The organism is Hoeflea sp., assembly GCF_984452065.1.
In genome coordinates this window covers 18,959-35,627 of record NZ_CFHWAF010000010.1, presented here as the reverse complement: position 1 = coordinate 35,627, position 16,669 = coordinate 18,959, and the positions used below count along the sequence as shown (strand labels likewise).

Annotated in this window: 21 protein-coding genes; 11 read left to right on the top strand and 10 right to left on the bottom strand. The window is 62.1% G+C overall.

The window, feature by feature from the left end:
• Positions 1-39: 39 nt before the first annotated feature.
• Genes lepB through recO form a run of 4 tightly spaced genes read left to right on the top strand, consistent with a single transcriptional unit; the run spans position 40 to position 3,175 of the window.
• Positions 40-792 carry a signal peptidase I gene (gene lepB / locus AC5E6N_RS03705; protein ID WP_491746576.1) on the top strand — a complete coding sequence of 251 codons (753 nt, stop codon included), beginning with the start codon at positions 40-42 and terminating at the stop codon, positions 790-792.
• Positions 789-1,496 (top strand): ribonuclease III, encoded by a 708-nt coding sequence (gene rnc / locus AC5E6N_RS03700; RefSeq protein WP_491746554.1) that lies wholly within the window; start codon positions 789-791, stop codon positions 1,494-1,496. The genes lepB and rnc overlap by 4 nt, the downstream gene beginning before the upstream one ends.
• On the top strand, positions 1,481-2,416 hold the full coding sequence (gene era / locus AC5E6N_RS03695; RefSeq protein ID WP_491746553.1) for a GTPase Era: 936 nt from the start codon (positions 1,481-1,483) through the stop codon (positions 2,414-2,416). Before rnc ends, era begins: the two co-directional genes overlap by 16 nt.
• A gap of 18 nt (positions 2,417-2,434) precedes the next feature.
• Complete coding sequence (recO, locus tag AC5E6N_RS03690; RefSeq protein ID WP_491746552.1) at positions 2,435-3,175, top strand: DNA repair protein RecO; 741 nt, start codon at positions 2,435-2,437, stop codon at positions 3,173-3,175.
• A 6-nt stretch (positions 3,176-3,181) separates the two neighbouring features.
• Here recO and AC5E6N_RS03685 read toward each other — a convergent pair whose 3' ends face one another.
• Complete coding sequence (locus AC5E6N_RS03685) at positions 3,182-4,402, bottom strand: MFS transporter (protein WP_491746551.1); 1,221 nt, start codon at positions 4,400-4,402, stop codon at positions 3,182-3,184.
• Between the two features lie 105 nt (positions 4,403-4,507).
• Between AC5E6N_RS03685 and AC5E6N_RS03680 the strand changes: the two genes are divergently transcribed.
• The 4 genes from AC5E6N_RS03680 to nadC are packed head-to-tail and all read left to right on the top strand — an operon-like array spanning position 4,508 to position 8,293.
• On the top strand, positions 4,508-4,765 hold the full coding sequence (locus tag AC5E6N_RS03680) for a hypothetical protein (RefSeq protein WP_491746550.1): 258 nt from the start codon (positions 4,508-4,510) through the stop codon (positions 4,763-4,765).
• The gene (nadA, locus tag AC5E6N_RS03675) at positions 4,762-5,841 is read left to right on the top strand and encodes a quinolinate synthase NadA (RefSeq protein ID WP_491746549.1); all 1,080 of its coding nucleotides are present in this window, start codon (positions 4,762-4,764) and stop codon (positions 5,839-5,841) included. The genes AC5E6N_RS03680 and nadA overlap by 4 nt, the downstream gene beginning before the upstream one ends.
• Positions 5,838-7,439 carry an L-aspartate oxidase gene (locus AC5E6N_RS03670; RefSeq protein WP_491746548.1) on the top strand — a complete coding sequence of 534 codons (1,602 nt, stop codon included), beginning with the start codon at positions 5,838-5,840 and terminating at the stop codon, positions 7,437-7,439. Before nadA ends, AC5E6N_RS03670 begins: the two co-directional genes overlap by 4 nt.
• Positions 7,436-8,293: a carboxylating nicotinate-nucleotide diphosphorylase gene (gene nadC, locus AC5E6N_RS03665; RefSeq protein WP_491746547.1), complete on the top strand. Its 858-nt coding sequence runs from the start codon at positions 7,436-7,438 to the stop codon at positions 8,291-8,293. The genes AC5E6N_RS03670 and nadC overlap by 4 nt, the downstream gene beginning before the upstream one ends.
• Before the next feature lie 5 nt (positions 8,294-8,298).
• On the opposite strand, the gene AC5E6N_RS03660 is transcribed toward nadC, so the two are convergent.
• From AC5E6N_RS03660 to AC5E6N_RS03620, 9 genes are all read right to left on the bottom strand, one after another.
• Positions 8,299-9,288, bottom strand: a complete 990-nt coding sequence (locus AC5E6N_RS03660; protein WP_491746546.1) for an NUDIX hydrolase — start codon at positions 9,286-9,288, stop codon at positions 8,299-8,301.
• Between the two features lie 5 nt (positions 9,289-9,293).
• The gene (locus tag AC5E6N_RS03655; RefSeq protein WP_491746545.1) at positions 9,294-9,809 is read right to left on the bottom strand and encodes a tyrosine phosphatase family protein; all 516 of its coding nucleotides are present in this window, start codon (positions 9,807-9,809) and stop codon (positions 9,294-9,296) included.
• Between the two features lie 15 nt (positions 9,810-9,824).
• Positions 9,825-10,409, bottom strand: coding sequence for a YfbR-like 5'-deoxynucleotidase (locus tag AC5E6N_RS03650; RefSeq protein ID WP_491746544.1), 585 nt, complete (start codon positions 10,407-10,409; stop codon positions 9,825-9,827).
• Between the two features lie 42 nt (positions 10,410-10,451).
• Positions 10,452-11,303 carry a CAF17-like 4Fe-4S cluster assembly/insertion protein YgfZ gene (gene ygfZ, locus AC5E6N_RS03645; protein ID WP_491746543.1) on the bottom strand — a complete coding sequence of 284 codons (852 nt, stop codon included), beginning with the start codon at positions 11,301-11,303 and terminating at the stop codon, positions 10,452-10,454.
• Between the two features lie 77 nt (positions 11,304-11,380).
• Positions 11,381-12,103, bottom strand: coding sequence for a hypothetical protein (locus tag AC5E6N_RS03640; RefSeq protein WP_491746542.1), 723 nt, complete (start codon positions 12,101-12,103; stop codon positions 11,381-11,383).
• A gap of 85 nt (positions 12,104-12,188) precedes the next feature.
• Positions 12,189-12,449 (bottom strand): hypothetical protein, encoded by a 261-nt coding sequence (locus AC5E6N_RS03635; RefSeq protein ID WP_491689810.1) that lies wholly within the window; start codon positions 12,447-12,449, stop codon positions 12,189-12,191.
• A gap of 100 nt (positions 12,450-12,549) precedes the next feature.
• On the bottom strand, positions 12,550-12,921 hold the full coding sequence (locus tag AC5E6N_RS03630) for a TIGR02301 family protein (protein WP_491746541.1): 372 nt from the start codon (positions 12,919-12,921) through the stop codon (positions 12,550-12,552).
• A 63-nt stretch (positions 12,922-12,984) separates the two neighbouring features.
• The gene (locus AC5E6N_RS03625; protein ID WP_491746540.1) at positions 12,985-13,983 is read right to left on the bottom strand and encodes a DUF3179 domain-containing protein; all 999 of its coding nucleotides are present in this window, start codon (positions 13,981-13,983) and stop codon (positions 12,985-12,987) included.
• A gap of 84 nt (positions 13,984-14,067) precedes the next feature.
• Positions 14,068-14,517, bottom strand: coding sequence for an NUDIX hydrolase (locus AC5E6N_RS03620; RefSeq protein ID WP_491746539.1), 450 nt, complete (start codon positions 14,515-14,517; stop codon positions 14,068-14,070).
• Between the two features lie 94 nt (positions 14,518-14,611).
• On the opposite strand from AC5E6N_RS03620, the gene AC5E6N_RS03615 reads away from it, so the two are divergent.
• The 3 genes from AC5E6N_RS03615 to AC5E6N_RS03605 are packed head-to-tail and all read left to right on the top strand — an operon-like array spanning position 14,612 to position 16,597.
• Complete coding sequence (locus AC5E6N_RS03615) at positions 14,612-15,169, top strand: DUF2799 domain-containing protein (RefSeq protein ID WP_491746538.1); 558 nt, start codon at positions 14,612-14,614, stop codon at positions 15,167-15,169.
• 5 nt (positions 15,170-15,174) lie between these two features.
• Positions 15,175-15,939 carry an SOS response-associated peptidase gene (locus AC5E6N_RS03610; RefSeq protein ID WP_491746537.1) on the top strand — a complete coding sequence of 255 codons (765 nt, stop codon included), beginning with the start codon at positions 15,175-15,177 and terminating at the stop codon, positions 15,937-15,939.
• 43 nt (positions 15,940-15,982) lie between these two features.
• Positions 15,983-16,597 carry a LysE/ArgO family amino acid transporter gene (locus AC5E6N_RS03605; RefSeq protein WP_491746575.1) on the top strand — a complete coding sequence of 205 codons (615 nt, stop codon included), beginning with the start codon at positions 15,983-15,985 and terminating at the stop codon, positions 16,595-16,597.
• The last annotated feature ends 72 nt before the right edge of the window (positions 16,598-16,669 follow it).

Sequence of the window (16,669 nt, the reverse complement as noted above, 5' to 3'; positions counted from 1 at the left end):
AACCACAACTCGCTCTAAATTGCCCAATCGAGGAAGGTCATCAGCGTGTCTGAAAAGGTAGAAAAGAAAGAATCAGCCTTTGGCGAAACCCTGAAGGTGATCGTCCAGGCACTTCTTCTGGCGCTTGTGATCCGCAGTTTCCTGTTTCAGCCCTTCTCGATTCCGTCCGGATCGATGATGCCGACGCTGCTGGTTGGCGACTATCTGTTCGTGTCCAAATATGCCTATGGATATTCGCGCTACTCGTTTCCCTTTTCTCCCAACCTGTTTTCCGGCCGCATATGGGAAGGCGAGCCGAAGCGCGGCGATATCGCCGTCTTCCGGCTGCCGAGCGATCCCAAGGTCGATTACATCAAACGCGTCGTCGGGCTTCCGGGCGAGCGCATCCAGATGATCAACGGCGTGCTTTACATCAACGGCAGCGCTGTCAAGCGCGAACGGATCGGCGTTTTCAGCGCCGACGGAAGCTACGGCGACGCCGTCACGAATGCGCCTGTGTACCGGGAGACGTTGCCCAACGGCGTCACCTACGAGACGCTCGACATCAATCCGAACTCGGCGACCGACAACACCCGTGAATTCCTGGTCCCGAAGGGACACTACTTCACGATGGGCGACAACCGCGACAACTCCGCCGACAGCCGCCTTGCAGTCGGCTATGTGCCCCTGGAGAATTTCGTCGGCCGTGCGGAAATGATCTTCTTCTCCATCGGCGACGATGCCTCGCCGCTGGAAATCTGGAAATGGCCGACGGAGTTGCGCTTCCGGCGTCTGTTCGAGTTGACTGAATGAAGCCGAAACGCGCATTGTCGGATGTGGATCGCGAGCGTCTGACACACATCATAGGTCATGCGTTCAAGGACACGGCGCGGCTCGAGCGCGCGCTGACCCACTCAAGCCTGCACCGCAGCGGGCAGGGCAACTACGAACGGCTCGAGTTCCTCGGCGACCGGGTCCTCGGCCTCGTCATTGCCGAATTGCTGTTCTCGCTCTTTCCGACCGCCAAGGAAGGCGATCTGTCGGTTCGCCTCAACCAGCTTGTCAGCGCCGAGACCTGCGCCGCGGTGGCGGACGAACTCGAACTCCACCGCTTCATCAGGACCGGCAGCGACATCAAGACGCTCAGGGGCAAGCGCATGCAGAATGTGCGCGCGGATGTCATGGAATCGCTGATCGCGGCGATCTTCCTGGATGCCGGGCTGGAAGCGGCGCGCGCCTTCATTCTGAAGAACTGGGAACACCGTGCCCGCGCGTCGGAACAGGCGCGCCGCGATGCCAAGACCGAGCTTCAGGAATGGTCGCACAGCAAAACCGGCGAAGCGCCGGCCTATTCGGTGATCGAGCGCACCGGGCCTGATCACGATCCGCTGTTCACCGTTCGCGTGGAGGTCGACGGCGAGGGCGCGGCGTCCGGAAGCGGACGGTCGCGCCGCGCCGCCGAGCAGCACGCGGCGACGCGGCTGCTTGAAGAACGCGGCGTATGGGAACCGTCATGACAAACGGCCCGCAATCGGATGAGGGCGCAACAACCCGCTCCGGCTTTGTCGCGCTGATCGGCGCGCCCAATGCCGGCAAGTCCACGCTGCTCAACCGTCTCGTCGGCGCCAAGGTCACCATTGTCAGCCACAAGGTCCAGACAACCCGCTCGCTGGTGCGCGGCATCGTCATGCATGACGATGCGCAGATCGTTTTTGTCGATACGCCGGGCATCTTCAAACCGCGACGGCGCCTGGACCGCGCAATGGTGACGTCCGCCTGGAGCGGCGCCCACGATGCGGACGTGACCTGTTTCCTCGTCGATGCGGAGCGTGGCCTCGTCGGCGACGCACAGAATATTCTCGAGGGTCTGCCGAAAGTCTCCGGGGCCAAAGTGCTTTTGATCAACAAGATTGATCGCGTGAAGCCGGAGGCGCTGCTGGAACTGGCATCCAGGGCCAACGCGGTCGTCGAATTCGACCGGACCTTCATGATCTCGGCGCTCAAGGGAGCCGGTTGCGACGATATCCTGGACTATCTGGCACAAAAGCTCCCCGAAGGTCCCTGGTACTATCCGGAAGATCAGATCTCCGATCTGCCGATGCGCCAGCTTGCGGCGGAGGTCACTCGCGAAAAACTCTATCACCGGCTTCACCAGGAGCTTCCCTACGCGTCCCATGTGGAGACGGAAAAATGGGAGGAGCGCAAGGACGGCAGCGTGCGCATCGAGCAGGTGATCTTCGTTCAGCGCGACAGCCAGAAAAAAATCGTGCTTGGCCGGCAGGGCGAGACGATCAAGCAGATCAGCCGCGCCGCGCGCCAGGAACTGGCGGCTATCCTGGAGCAGCCGGTGCATCTCTTCCTGTTTGTCAAGGTACGCGAGAACTGGGGCGACGACCCGGAGCGTTACCGCGAGATCGGGCTTGAATTTCCCTCCTGACGGGGACAGGTTTTCCTCATGGAATGGCAGGATGAAGGTATCGTTCTCGGCGTGAGGCGTCACGGCGAGAGCAATGTCATCGCGGAAATCATGACGCGTGCCCGGGGCCGGCATCTCGGGCTTGTCCGCGGCGGCCGCTCACGTCGCATGCAGCCGGTGCTCCAGCCCGGCAACAGCGTGTCCGTCACCTGGCGCGCCAGGCTCGACCAGCATCTGGGGACCTATCAGGTCGAACCGACGCAATTGCGCGCTGCGCGGCTGATGGAATCGGCGATCGCCGTTTATGGCGTTCAGGCCTTGGCTGCCTTGCTGCGCCTTCTGCCCGAACGCGATCCGCATCCGCATCTTTTCGAGGCGCTGGGCGTCATTCTGGAAAATCTCCATGAACCCGCCGCGGCCGGCGAGCTGTTCGTCCGTTTTGAACTTGCAATGCTTGAGGATCTGGGATTCGGCCTCGACCTTGCGCGGTGCGCTGCGACGGGACAACGTGAGGACCTGCGCTATGTGTCGCCGAAGTCGGGCAGGGCGGTCAGCCGCGCGGCCGGTGAGCCCTGGGCCGACAAGATGCTGGCTCTGCCGGATTTCCTGGCGCAGGGCAGCCGTCTCTCGGCCGACCATGAAAGCCTCTCGCAGGCGTTCGAACTGACCGGCTTCTTCCTGCGTCGTCATGTCTACGAGCCGCGCGGCCTCGACATTCCCGATGCGCGCGCCGGTTTCATCAACGCCGCGCTCAAGGCGCTTTCGCAGGGCCCCAAATAGGGCAAATTATTGGGCGGGAACCGTACGCGGAACGGTTTCCTCGCGGATCGGCCAGTGGACGATCGCCGCAAAAAGGGCAAGCACGACGCCCAGCCACCAGACCGGGTCGAAACTGCCGAACCGGTCGTAAAGGACGCCGCCAAGCCAGACACCGAGAAACGATCCGACCTGGTGTGAAAGGAACACGATGCCGCCGAGCATGCCGAGATGCCGCGTGCCGAACATGACGGCCACAAGCGCGTTGGTCGGCGGTACGGTCGACAGCCAAAGCAATCCCATCACAACCGAAAAAACGATCACCGATGTGCCGTTTTGCGGCAACAGCAGAAACAGGGATATCACCACGGCCCGGCTCAGATAGATCGTCACCAGGAACATGGGCTTGGAATAGCGCTGGCCGATAATGCCGGCAGCCAGGGACCCGATAATATTGAAGAACCCGATGAGCGCGATGCCGAACACGGCATAGTTGGCGGACACACCGATATCGCCGACATAGGCCGGGAAATGCGCGGTGATGAATGCCACCTGAAAGCCGCAGACGAAAAATCCGGCCGTTAGAAGAAGATAGCCCTGATAGCCGAACGCCTCGCGCAGGGCCTCGCCGACAGTCTGATCGATTTCGTTGGCGGACTGCAAACCGGATTGCGCATTGCCGCGCAGCGCGACCGCGAGCACCGGCACGACAAGCATGGCGATGGCAAGGTACACCAGCGCATCGGACCAGCCGACAGTGTCGATGAGCCCCTGCGTGATCAGCGCGAACAGGAACATGCCGGCCGAACCGGCGGCGGTCCCGAGCCCAAAGGCGAAGGACCGGTCTTCAGGTCCGACATTGCGGGCGAAAGCCGCAAGGATAATGCCGAAGGAGCCCGCCGCCACGCCGAGACCGATCAGAACCCCGCCGCCAAGGTGAAGCAGCATGGGCGCATCCGCATGGGCCATCATATAAAGGCCCGCCGAATAAAGGATCGCCGAGAGCGCCAGCACCCGCCACGTGCCGAAGCGGTCGGCAATGGCGCCGAAGAACGGCTGTCCCAGTCCCCAGCAAAGGTTCTGCAAAGCCATGGCAAGGCCGAAGGTCGTGCGGTCCCAGCCGGTATCGGCGAGCATGGGCAGTTGAAAGAACCCCATCGCCGAGCGCGGACCGAAGGTGAGGGCCGCGATCACGCAGCCGCTGGCGATAATGAGCCAGGGAAAATCGGCCTTTGCGGGTTTGCCTGTCATGTTTACCTCATTCGGCCCGGATCATGTGGCAACTGTGCTTGTGGCGCTCCGGAATTGCTTTGTGATCGGGGCCGTTTCATCTTCGAAGACCATCGAAAGCTAGGCGTGCCGTCGGTGGGCTGTCAAAGCAGGATTTTTGAGCAACCCATCAAGAATATTGATCAAATGGTCAGGTTATATGTAACACCATTATTTGTAGGCATGGCCTGTTTCGGCTTGCAAATGACCGGCGAGGGCATTATTTACAGGACATCCGGCCTTGCCGGTGTTTTTTTCGCCCCTCTTATGCTCATTATGAGCATAAGAGGGAAATTTCAGGTTCCGGACGTTTTGGGTTCGGGCGGCAAGGGAGCGGCGCAATGAACATTCTCCATACGCAAGGTCATGAGTGGACAGGGGAGCCGGTGGTCACTGCACGTGAGCGTTTTGGCGAGATCGCAATGCCCGATCTTGAGTTCACGCCCGCGGTGGCGCGCGAGACGGAGCATCTTTATGAACGCGTCAAGGATCATATTCCGGCGATCGAATGGCCGGTCTTCGCGCCCTACATCCATGCCATCAACAGGCTGAAGAAAGAACGCGGCGCGGTCATCCTCGCCCATAATTACCAGACGCCGGAAATTTTTCACTGCGTGTCCGACATTGTCGGCGACAGCCTGCAGCTTGCCCGCGAAGCCGGCAATGTCGATGCCGACATCATCATCCAGTGCGGCGTCCACTTCATGGCCGAGACGTCGAAACTGCTCAATCCGGACAAGACGGTCCTGATACCGGATGTGAAAGCCGGCTGTTCGCTGTCCGAATCGATCACCGGAGAGGATGTAAGGCGGCTCAAGGAGGCAAATCCGGGCGTCCCCGTCGTCACCTATGTCAACACATCCGCCGACGTGAAGGCCGAGACCGACATCTGCTGCACATCGTCCAATGCCCTCGCCATCGTCGAAAGCCTCAAAGAGGATACGGTGCTGTGCATTCCGGATGAATATCTGGCGATGAACATCGCCAAGCAGACAAACAAGACGATCCTGACATGGGAAGGGCACTGCGAGGTGCACGAGCGCTTCACGCCTGAGGAACTGCTGGCATACAAGCAGGCCGATCCGGCCATCCAGATCATCGGGCATCCCGAGTGCCATCCCGATGTGATCGACGTGTGCGATTATTCCGGTTCGACATCAGGGATGATCAACTATGTCAAGGACGAAAGGCCGGAAAAGGTGCTGCTCGTGACCGAGTGTTCCATGGCCTCCAATATCGAGGCGGAAACGCCCGGCGTCGAATTCGTCAAGCCATGCAACCTGTGCCCGCACATGAAGCGCATTACCTTGCCGAAGATCCTCGACAGCCTCGTTTACATGACAGAGGAAGTCACGATCGATCCGGCGATTGCGGATCGTGCGCGCCTTGCGGTCGAACGCATGGTGAACCTCGGCAAATGAACGGGCACCCGGCCTTTTCCCCACACTCATGGACCGGTATCGACGACGTCGTCATCGTCGGCGGCGGTCTTGCGGGTCTGTTCTGCGCCCTGAAACTGGCGCCGCGCCCGGTCTCGGTGCTGGCGGCCGCGCCGGTCGGGACCGGCGCGTCGTCCGCCTGGGCGCAGGCGGGCATTGCGGCGGCCGTCAGTCCGGGCGACACCATCGAAAAACATCTTCACGACACGATCGCGGCCGGGGACGGGATTGTCGATGAGAAGATTGCCCGCACCATGATCGCCGAAGGCCCGGCCCGCATCGACGATCTGCTCAGCTACGGCGTGCCGTTCGACCGCGACCTTGAAGGGCGCCTTGCGGTCACGCGGGAAGCCGCCCACCGCGAAAAACGCGTCGTCGGTGTGCGTGGCGACATGGCCGGAAAGTCCATTATGGAGGCGCTGATCGCAGCGGTGCGCAAGACGCCGTCGATACGCCTGCTGGAAGGATATGTCGTTGAGAAACTGACGACCGAGGGCCGTTACGTGACCGGCGTCGTCGCCCGGCCCGACAGCGGCCGCGCCACCCGCAGGCTTGCCTTTCCGACGCGCGCTGTCGTTCTGTGCACCGGCGGGATCGGCCACCTTTATGCGGTGACGACAAACCCGACACAGTCGAACGGCGGCGGCACCGGCATGGCCGCGCGGGCCGGCGCCGTCATCGCCGACCCGGAGTTCGTCCAGTTTCATCCGACGGCAATCGATGTCGGCGGCACTCCCGCACCCCTCGCGACAGAGGCGCTGCGCGGCGAGGGCGCTATACTGGTCAACGGGTCCGGACATCGCTTCATGGCCGGCCTCCACCCCGACGCCGAGCTTGCGCCGCGCGATGTCGTCGCCCGCGGCATATTTTCGGAAATCAAGGCCGGACGCGGCGCGTTCCTGGACTGCACCGAGGCCATCGGCACCCGCTTCGAAGATCATTTCCCGACGGTTTACGAGTCGTGCATGAAGGCCGGCATCGATCCGTCCAGCCAGCCGGTCCCGGTCATTCCGGCGGCCCACTATCACATGGGCGGTGTGCTGGTGGACGCGGACGGGCGCACATCCCTCGACGGCCTTTGGGCGGCCGGCGAAGTGAGTTCGACGGGAGCCCATGGCGCCAACCGGCTTGCCTCCAACTCGCTTTTGGAAGCCGTCGTCTTCGCCGGACGCATTGCCGAGGACATCCAGGGCCTGCTGCCGGCTTCCAAATTCGGCAGCTGGGCGAGCCCCGAGGACGAATCGGACGATGTCGTCACCGAAAATGACAGCGATGCGATGCGGCGGCTGCGGTGCACCATGAGCGAAGACGTCGGTGTGGTGCGCAATCTTGATGGCCTGACCCGGGCAGCGCGCACGATTGCCGAACTGGAAGAAAGAAACGGCAAGGCCCGTTTCGGCAACATGCTGACAAGCGCCAAATTTGTCGTCGCCGGCGCGCTGCGGCGCGAGGAAAGCCGGGGCGGACATTTCCGTTCCGACAAGCCGGACACCCGGCCCGAGCGGCAGCATCGAACCTATCTGACGCTCGCCGAGGCCGATGCGGTTGTAGATGAGATGCGCGAAAAGGTGGCCGTATGAAGAACGCAACGGACCTGCCGCACGTGCACGTCGAACGCAGTGTTCGTCATGCGCTTGAAGAGGATCTGGGCCGGGCCGGAGATATCACGAGCCGGGCGACCATCGATCCCGCAGCATATGCATCCACCGTCATCGCGGCACGGGAGGCCGGCGTCCTCGCCGGTCTGCCGCTCGCCGCGCACGCATTCGTGATGATGGATCCGGATGTCTCGATTGAGATGAAATCTGGCGACGGGGACCGGATTGCGGCGGGGGCGACGATAGCCGAAATCAAGGGCAACGCCCGCGCCGTGCTGGCGGCCGAGCGCGTCGCGCTCAACTTTTTGATGCATCTTTCCGGTGTCGCGACGCTGACGTCACGCTACGCTTCGGCCATTGCCCATACCAGGGCGCGGGTGTGCTGTACCCGCAAGACCTTGCCCGGCCTGCGTGTCCTTGAAAAATATGCGGTGCGTTGCGGCGGCGGCGTCAATCATCGTTTTGGCCTCGATGACGCCGTGCTGATCAAGGACAATCATATCGCCGTTTCGGGAAGCGTCGGTGAGGCCGTAAGCGCCGCCAGGGCACGCAACGGACACATGGTCAGGATCGAAGTCGAGGTCGATACGCTCGATCAGCTTGCCGAGGCGCTGGAGGCCGGCCCGGATGCGGTTCTTCTCGATAATATGGCGCCGGCCGTGCTGGCGCAGGCTGTGGATCTCAATGCCGGCAGGGCAGTGCTTGAGGCATCCGGCGGCATCGATCTGACGACAATTGCCGCCGTCGCCGAGACGGGCGTCGATTACATTTCAACATCGAAGATCACGATGGCTGCTCCGGCGCTCGACTTCGGTCTCGACATCGCAATCGGCTGAGCCGGCTACCGACTGCCGAACTTGATGCCGGGCGCCGGGCGTTCCTCCAGGATTTCGCGGCGGAAACGGTAAAGGGCGGCGGGCCGTCCGCCGGTGGCGGTGCTCGTTGCGCCGGTCGACTCCACCAGCTGAGCGCCTTCCACGAGGCGGCGAAAATTCTGTTTGTGCAGATGCCGTCCCGAGATCGCTTCGACGGTCGACTGCAGGTCCGTCAGCGTAAACTCCGGCGGCATCAGCTCGAAAATGACCGGGCGGTATTTCAACTTGCCCCGCAGGCGGGCCATCGCCGTTGCGAGAATGCGGCGGTGGTCAAGCCGCATCGGCCGCCCGAGCGGCGTCTCAAGGCCCGTGGACCGGATGCGGCCGTCGCTGACCGCCTCCTCGACAAGCCCGGCTTCGTAAAGCAGTTCGTACCGCTCCAGAACCCGCTCTTCGTCCCAGGGAAAGTCGCCCTGTCCGAACGCCAGGCGCAGGCGTGAGTGCCGGTTGGGCAGGCGTCGCGTTTTTTCGCTGTCCGGATTTGCCGCCCAGGCGGCGAGTGCCGGCAGGATTGTCTCATCCAGCAATGCGGGCCTGCCGCTGCGCCAGTCCTCCCAGGGCAGATAGCCGTACCAGTCGCGCCACAAGGCGCCGTTGCGCTCCAGAACACCGGTCTGCTCCCCGTCATTGCGTGTCAGCGCGAGATAGCCGACCGACACGATATGCAGGTCGACATCCTCGGGCTGTTTGTGGCGGCCGCGGTCTCCGAATGTATAGAGCTGTTCGACATAACCGAGATGCAGGGCGGTCTGCTCCTCCACCGACGCCCGCAGTCCGGTTTCGAATGTCCGGTGGCGCAACGGGTTGAAGGAACCGAGCGGCAGGCCGTCGGGCAGGGCGGTTCCATCGTCCCCGGACACATCCCGGGAGACCACCAATATCTGCGGATCGCGGCCATCGACCGTCACAATGGCTGCATTGAGACCGATCTCGACCGCTGTTGAACCTGTCGCCATGGCCTTCAGACCTCCAGGGGGAAGACGAAGGGCTTCCCCTCAAAGGCGTCCGCGCCGCGCCCGATGTCACGGATGGCCCCGACCATGCGGCCCTCACGGGACAGGACCCGGTCGGCGAGCATGATCATGCGGGCATTGGGTGTTGCCGATGGCGAGCGTTGTCGCAGTTCCTGAGCCAATATCACCTCATTATTGTGCGGATTGAGCGCGGCCGCGATGATATAGGCCGCCGCCGTCGATCTTGAAATCCCCATCCAGCAATGAATGAGGAGCGGTGCCGAGCGGTCCCACCGGCCGGCAAAATCGATCAGCCTTGAAATATGATAGGCCTGAGGCTCCTGCAGGCCTTCGACCCTGATGCTGATATCGTTCATATCGAGGAACAGATGACGGTCCGGCAAAATGCCGTCCGGGCGGTTCAACGTGTTCTGGTTCGACAGCAGCGTCACCATTTCGCGGGCGCCGCAGGCCGCCGCCGTTGCTGACAGTCTCGACAATGGGCAGACGACGAGATTGGGCATTGCCGGGACTTTCGTTCACGAACTCTGCGCAACGGTTGAGCGGGCCGCCTCAATGGCTTCGAAGCGGCGCACGAATGCCTCCTGCACCTCGCCGGCAGGAAGCGGATCGAGCGCGATCAGATCGCGGCTGATACCGCGCGGGCGCCCGAAAAGCCTGGCGGCCTCGCTCTCGGAAAATCCGGCGAGGCCGGTCGCCTCAAAAAAGGCGGAGATGCGGTCGGCGCGCTTGATCAGCGCCTTCAGGTTTTTCGGTGTCTCCGTGGCGAGCGAAAACCGCAGGTGTACGGCCTCCTCCAGACGCCTTTCGATTGTCTTGTAGTCGCCGCCCATGACCGCCTTGAACGGCGAGATCATGTCGCCGATCACATATTCCGGGGCATCGTGCAGCAGTGCGGTCAAACACTCCTCGGCACTCGCGGACGGGCGCAGCCTCAGGAAAATCTGCTCGACGACCAGCGAGTGCTGCGCCACGCTGAAGGCATGTTCGCCCGTGGTCTGTCCATTCCAGCGCGCAACCCTTGCCAGGCCGTGGGCAATGTCGGCGATCTCGATGTCGAGCGGCGAGGGGTCGATGAGATCCAGCCGGCGGCCCGAGAGCATCCGTTGCCAGGCGCGCGGAGAGGAGGAGCCAGACACTGTGCCTCAGTTCCCGCTCTTCGCCGGTTCGGCGGGCTGAATTGAAAGTCCGGTCCATGCGGGAAGACGCACGGAGACCTCGATCCCTTCGACAAGAACCGGCGCATTGTCCGCTATCGCCGAAGCGATCCTGTCCGTGCGGACCATGGCGAGACCGAGATTGGCATGGACGGTCCCGAGCGTTCCGACGCTGCGATCGTTGACCGTCAGGGACGTACCGCCCGGCGGCAGCGGTGACGGCGCCTCAACGATCGCGATCCTCCGCCGCGCGGTCCCGCGGTGCTGCATGCGTGAGACCACTTCCTGTCCGACAAAACAGCCCTTGCTGAACGAAATGCCGTCATTGAGGTCCATCAGGACGTCATGGGGAAATGCATCGCCCAGCGCATAATCGGAACCGTCCTCGGCGACACCGTTTTCGATACGCAACAAATCGTACGCATCCTGCGATGCCGTATCGCCGAGCGCCGCGCCATAGGCCCGGAATGCGGTCCGCTCGCCCCTGAAACGGCTGTCGGTCAGCCAGCCGTCTTGAGGAGCGCTGTCCCATATCGCCTGGACGGGCCGGTCGGAGACCGCATCGATGTCCGCCTTCGCCCGCAACCGGTACATGGTCATGCGCTGGACGAAGGCCGGAACGCCGGCCGACGCCAGTTCGAAGATGAAACCGTCGCCGCCGTCGCGGGACATGAGGAAGGCAAAGAGGATTTTGCCCTGTGAGGTCAGGAGCGCGCCCGGTCGGACAACGCCCTGCGGCAAATCCTCCACGCCGCAGGAGATGACATCCTGCAGGAGGCTTTGCGCATCTTCGCCGGCGATGCGAACCAGTGTCCTGTCGGCAAGTGTGATACACCGCATGGGATTTCCGTTATCTGTGTTGTCTGGCAAATCGTAGGTAGTCCGAAGACCGCCGCCGGGCAAGGGTGGTTTTCCACTCAGTCGCCGGCGACGAAGAACTTCCAGTCGCCCTCGGGGCCGATCCCGGTGCGATAGAAGATATAGGCGCCGAAGTCCCTCATATCCTCGTAATCCCCGGCTGTTATGATCCGGAACAACTCGACCTTCTGTCTTTTGTCGAGCTTGTCGAGCGGCATGGCGTAAAAATACGGCCAAAGATAAAGTTCCGTCGGCTCACCGGCGTCGAGATGAACGTAGCCGGCGCTGAAGATATCGAGCAGGATTGCCAGGAGCTCCTGGCCCTCGGCGTCGCCGGAGTTTTCCTTGAGGAAATCGATGGGATCGCCCTCATTGCCGACAATGGAAAGCTGCGTCCGCGTGATGCCGGTCCCGAGCAGCGGCCGCAGGCCCTCAATATCCCCTTTGACAGCCGCTTCGATGATCAGTTCCCGCATCCTGCGCACGGGGGCAGGCAGTTTGTCCGTATCGTAAAACACGGTGACGTTCTGACCGGCGTCGGGATGGATCTCTTCAACGGTGACATTGGTTTCGAAACTGTCGCCTGCGCTCGTTTCAGGATCGATTGGAAGGCCGGGTCCGGCGCGTTCAAGCTCGGTTTCGCCCGTCTGGCCGGGATCTGCCTCGCCGATTTCACTGAGCGCCAGCAGCCGCGCTGGGGCAGATTTGTAGGATGACCGATCCGTCTCGATCACCGCAGATGCGTGGGAAACCGGAGCGTGACAGCACAGCGAGACTGACATGAGCGCCAATCCCGCAAGGTGCTTTGCTCCCCGCGCATTCAGCATGCCTGACCCGGCTCCCTGTGCCTCGCCGGCGACGCCTGATTTATTGTATCAGCCGCTCCGGCGAAAATTCCCCTGTCAAAAGGCGCTGCTTCAGGTCTTCCAGCATCGCCTCCGTCGCGTCTTCACCGAACAGTTTCACCGTTTCCCGCATAACCGTCACAATGGCTGCATCGGCAATGATTTCGGGTTCAATTCCGTCGGCGACGCCTTCCGCCCACGCATCGTTCTGATGCTCGAGGGCGGCCTGCATTTTTTCGTAGACGATCATTTCGTCAATGTCGGATAAATAGGATTCCGTCATAAACACCACCTGGAGATTACATCTCCACAACTTCCCGAACCCAAAGTAACACGCATTTCATGTCCAAAGCGGTACAGTGAAATATCAGGTTAATGGACCGTTAATTTCCGTAGCGCGCTATGATCTCCGATGCAAGCTCAAGGCCCTGTTTGCGGTAGAGTTCTTCCGCTTCTATTGCCACGATGTTGCATTTTCGGTGGACCGAGGCGAAGGACCGGTAGCCCTTGTTGAAGGCGGCCACGAAGCGGGCGCGTCGTTCCGGATCGGTTGCCTCCAGGTCAATGAGCGCCTGCATCTTCGTGCGCCAGCCTTCATCCGTCTTCAGGCATAGGGTCCGCAGGTAGTGCACCGAGCCGACGATTTCGGACAGCCTTATCAACCGCTCCTCGTAGGGCGGCTGCGCCGTCTGCGCGGCAACGGGGGCGCTGAAAGCCAGGCAGAGCCCGGCGGCAAGCAAAACGGGTGATTTCATCCGGCGATCCATGTCGCTGCACTAACACGAAATCGCCGGCGGGCAAAAGAACCGCGTCGTCGTCTACTCGCCGGCCGCCTTTTCGATCGTCGTGTCGGGCAGAAACGCGTTTGCGACAAAGGCGAAGGTGACGTCGTAGGGAACATCCTTGCCGTCGCGCTGCACGGTGATGTTGCCGACATCCCGGCCCCTGGCGATCACGCTGCTGTCGAGGGCCGATGACTGGCCTTTCTCCCAGGCGATCGTGACGCCGCGGCGTTCGAGAGGGCCTTCTTCCCGGACCTTCAGCATGGAAACGGCGATCGGCTCGCCGCCGTCGCGGACCACCACCACCCGGGCCATCGGATGGATGTCCTTCGGCAACTCGCCGGTGAACAGGAACGGCCGGTTCAGCGTGTCGTAGCCCTGATAGGGATTGGCGCCGTAATTGCGCATGCGGTCATTGTTCGGCACTAGGACCTTGCCGTCCGGATGGCGCATCCTGAAGTTTTTCCAGGACTCAAGGCGTGAGGGGACGAGAGCCAGTTTGGTGCCCGTCTTTTCCCCGGCAATGGCTTCTCCGGTAAACTGCTGCCACCAGCTCTCGGTGCGCCGGTCATACATGACGAGGTCCGAATTCCGCAATTTGCCGGTCGTGCCGAACGTGTCGGCCGAACCGTCGATCCGCCGGTCGAAGACGAGGGCGGCGTTGCACAAGGGGCAATAGGTCACCGCCACCGGCGTTCCGCCCACTGTGTCGTTGACAATCTCGTGCCACATCAGGATGCGGAGAGGATAGGCGCGGGCATCGCCATTGATCTCAAGGCCCATCACCGGCTCGACATCTTCCAGATTGTCGACCTGCGGGACGGTGACGAACCGGGGATCGTCGATCGACGGAATTCCGTCCCTCGGCGGGCCGCCGGACATGATTTCGTTATAGTCGATCGTGTGTTTCGAAAAATCCGTCGACCAGCCTTCGCGCGTCCAGTTGTCGGGATTTGCCGCGGCGAAGCCGGTTGTCAAAATCAGGGCAACGACGAGGCCGCCCGCGAGCCTGATGGTGGAATAACTGGCAACCATGACGTCCTCCGGTGTGTGGACGCAATCTAACGATGCGCCCGGCGGACAGCCACATAACCGTTCTCACAATCGCTTGATCCGCTCTCAGGCCTCCATGGTGAGGGCGTGCGCATGCGCGGCCGGGCCGTGGCTTTCCAGATAGTCGATGCATTCGAGCACGCTTGGTGGAGTCCGCATGGCACGGACCTCGCTTGCCGTATACCAGCCGGCCTCGACGGCATCGTCCGCCGCGACCGCCTTCTGGGCGGCATCGGCGTCAACCAGATGGACGGCCAGGACATAATGGCTTTCCAGTGAGCCACCGGCATCGTGGGAGATCAGGTCATAGAGCCTGAAGAATCTCGGATTGCGGCCATCAATGCCGGTTTCTTCCCGCAGCTCTCGCAAAGCCGCCTGCGACAGCGCCTCTCCGGCCTCGACCTTGCCGCCGGGAAAGGCGTAATAGCCGCTCGCCTGTCCGCTTGCGCGCAGCACCAGCAGATAGCGGTCTTCGCGCTTCAATATGGCCGATACGGCAATCCGGGGATAATCCATGCTCAACGGTCCCTTTACAACGCATGTTTCTGGTCCTAAGTCCGCGAATCATCCTATTGACTTTCCTTACATCGAAACAGTCCGGAGACACGCAATGACGGCGAATGGTTTGAGGGCGGCGGCTTTGTTGCTGATCTTTCCGCTGGCCCTGTCCGCCTGCGCGACCCTCAACGAGGCCGAGTGCGAGACGACGAACTGGCGTGATCTCGGAGAACGCAACGGTCAGGAGGGCAAGGCGTCCTCCTTCATCGTCGAACATCAAAAGGCCTGCTCGGCCTTTGGTCTGCCGGTCGACGGCACCGCCTGGCGCGCCGGATGGGAAAGAGGCATCCGGCAATACTGCACGCCGCAAAACGGCCTGCTGGTGGGCAAATCCGGCACGTATTACGCCAACGCATGCCCTGTCGATCTGGCCGCGGGATTCATCAGGACCTATACGGTCGGAAAACGCGTTTATGATGCCGGCCAGGAGCGCGACCGGGTCAGGCGCGAGATCGAAGAACTTGAACAATCGCTGTCGGACATATCCGACCAGAAGGAACTGGTACGCATCCAGTCGCGCATTATCATCAAGCAAAACGAACTGTTCCAGGCACAATCCGATCTGCGCGATGCGGAGCGCGAGGCCGACACCATCGCCTTTTCGAGGTAGGCGGCATGTGCGGACGCTTTTCACTCACCCATTCCGTCGACGAGATCGAGGCGCTGTTCGAGCTCCGGGAAATGGAGCGTCATCAGCCGCGCTACAACATCGCGCCGACGCAGCCGGTTCTTGTGGTGATCGCGGGCGATGGAAAGGGACGTGAAGCCGGAACCAACCATCCCGACAGGCGGGTGCGGCTGGTTCGCTGGGGGCTCATTCCGTCATGGGTCAAGGAGCCGCGGGACTTCCCGTTGCTGATCAATGCCCGCTCCGAAACGGCGGCACAAAAAGCGTCGTTCCGTGGTCCGATGCGCCACTGGCGCATTCTTGTTCCGGCCTCGGGCTTCTACGAATGGAAGCGGGAGGGCCGGCGAAAGCCGCAGGCCTACTGGGTGCGGCCGCGCGACGGCGGCCTGATCGCCTTTGCCGGTGTGATGGATTCATTGCTTGCAGAGGATGGCTCCCAGATCGACAGCGCCGCGATCATGACGACACAGGCAAATGCGGCGTTGAGCCACATTCATCACCGGATGCCGGTCGTCATCCACCGGCAGGATTTCAGCCGCTGGCTGGACTGTGTGAATTTCGAACCGCGCGACATCGCCGATCTCCTTGTTCCGGTCGATCCCGATTTCTTCGAGGCCGTGCCCGTCTCCGACAGGGTCAACAAGGCCGCCAATATGGGGCCTGACCTGCAGGAACCGGTGGAGTTATCCGATGACGGGGCGGAGAAATCCGCCGGAAGCCCGGACACGGAATCTCAGATGTCGCTGTTTTAGGCAGTTCCTCGATGCGATTGGCGGAAGAATGTTTGACCATCCGGTGGCCGGTGCGGCTGTTTCGGGCTTCGTGCTCGGCGGATCGCTGATTGTCGCGATCGGCGCCCAGAATGCCTTCATCCTCAGGCAGGGGCTGATGCGCGCGCACGTTTTCATCGTCTGCCTGATCGCGGCCTTTTCCGACGCGCTTCTGATCGCGGCCGGCGTTGCCGGTCTCGGCACCATTGTCGCGCGCTCTCCGGCCCTGATCGGAACGGTGACCCTTGGCGGTGCGGCCTTTCTGGCCGGCTATGCACTGCTCGCGTTCCGGCGCGCCCTTCACCCGCACGGTCTCAAAGCCGCCGAACGCACGGCGGGAAGCCTTTGGGCGGCGGTGACGACCTGTCTGGCGCTGACGTTTCTGAACCCCCATGTCTATCTCGACACGGTCCTCCTGATCGGCGGCATCTCAGGGGGATATGAAGGATCGGCCCGCACGGCGTTCGGCGCCGGGGCCTGCGTGGCGTCCTTCGTCTGGTTTTTCAGCCTGGGTTACGGTGCGAGACTTCTGGCGCCGGTTTTCGCAAAACCGGTCGCATGGCGCTTCCTCGACATCGTCATCGGTCTCATCATGGCGGCCCTGGCCGTCGGATTGCTGTTGCGCTTCCTGAACGGCTGATGCGGCGGCTAATGACTTGACGCGACTGCCGCGAGCGGCGATAAGTTCCGCCATGAAAACGCTTCGCGGCGC